Consider the following 1,759-nt stretch of genomic DNA (forward strand, 5'->3'; position numbering starts at 1 on the left):
TGTGTTACGGACACCACGCGTAGAGAACAGTATTGTGGCAGATTGAATGATTTTCATTTTTTTATTTTCTTTTTCTAATTTGATCATTGTCTACACCCTATCCTTGAAATATTTAGCGAAGTTTTCTATCTTTACATTCTGTATTAGTTCATTTGTAATTTTGTAACTCCTAATAGAAAGTCCTCTATTTGCTTCTTATAGAATAACATACACCATTCTTATTTCTAGTATATAACTATAATAGAATGCAACTGTATCACTTAAGATAAAAATGAAAGTTTAAGGTAATAATTTTTTAATCGGACGATGATTTCTTTCTTGATTGAATTATTTGATTTTTTATTCAATTCATTTTATTATATAAACATGACTAAAAGATGTTTTTAGTCGGATTTTTTTACGGAAAACCGACTGATATTCAATTTTAGTTGGTTTCTATACTATTTGAGAGAAGGTAGACACTATGTGTGGAATTGTAGGGTGGATAGACTGGTCTAAAGACCTGTCTAATGAACAAGAAACGTTAAAAAAATGACAGATGCTATCATTCACCGAGGACCTGACGCAGAGGGGCATTGGTTTTCAAAACGAGCGGCATTAGGTCATCGACGTCTCATCGTCATTGATCCTGAAGGTGGCCTTCAACCTATGCTCTATAAAGATGGAAATGATATGATTGGCCTTACGTTCAATGGAGAAATTTATAACTATCAAGAATTACGTAAAGAACTTGAGGAGAAAGGTCATAAATTTCAGACCAAGTCGGATACAGAGGTATTACTACATGCTTACTTAGAATGGCAAGAAGATTGTGTTCAACATCTAAATGGGATTTTTGCTTTTGGTATTTGGGATGAAAGATTTGGGAAATTGATGCTTGGTCGTGATCATCTAGGTGTGAAGCCTTTATTTTTTGCTCAAAGGGGAAGCGCAATTCTTTTTGGTTCAGAGTTAAAAGTTTTACTTTCGCATCCATTTGTAGATGCAGAGGTAGATAAAGAAGGACTTTCTGAAATATTCTGCCTTGGACCAACACGTACTCCTGGTCATGCTATTTTCAAGGATATACATGAAGTGCGTGCTGGCCATTATATGACGTTTACCTCTAATGGCTCGACTACGACACAGTATTGGAAACTTGAAAGTAAAAAACATGTAGATGATATTGATACAACAGTCGAGACAATCCGCTCCATTTTACAAGATACGGTTAAACGGCAGTTAATTGCTGATAAACCAGTGGTATCTATGCTTTCCGGAGGTTTAGATTCCAGTGGTTTAACAGGTTTAGCAGGAAATGAATTTGGGAATAAAGGGGAACGCCTTCATACATATTCCCTGAATTTCATCAATGATGAAAAAGACTTTGAGCAAGACTTCCTTCGTTTTGATCGTGATGAACCTTGGGTGAAACGTGTGGCTGAATATGTAGGAACAAAGCATCATTCTATAGAGTTAGGATCAGATAGTTTAATAGAGTATTTATTAACTCCAATGCGAGCGCGTGATCTACCTGGAGTTGGAGAACTGGAAACGTCTCTTTATTTGTTATTTAAGGAAATGAAAAAAGACGCAACAGTTGCACTTTCAGGCGAATCCGCAGATGAAGTATTCTCAGGATATCCATGGTTCCATCAAGAGAAGTTTCTAGATGCAGAGATATTCCCTTGGAGTGTTAATTTATGGTATAGTACAGAAATTTTATCAGAGGATTTTAAAGCGAAGATTAGCCCTGAAAAATATCAAAAACAAAAATTTG

General features: G+C 35.4%; 2 pseudogenes. One reads left to right on the forward strand and one right to left on the reverse strand.

The features are described 5' to 3' along the window. Positions 1-87 (reverse strand): annotated as a pseudogene (locus D1166_RS30820) (TetR/AcrR family transcriptional regulator); the annotation flags it as partial. A gap of 376 nt (positions 88-463) precedes the next feature. Here D1166_RS30820 and asnB point away from each other — a divergent pair. Then, a pseudogene (asnB, locus tag D1166_RS30825) lies at positions 464-1,759 on the forward strand (asparagine synthase (glutamine-hydrolyzing)); the annotation flags it as partial.

The organism is Bacillus sp. ISO11 (assembly GCF_003458115.1).
In the GTDB taxonomy this organism is placed as follows: Bacteria; Bacillota; Bacilli; order Bacillales; family Bacillaceae_G; genus Bacillus_A; species Bacillus_A cereus.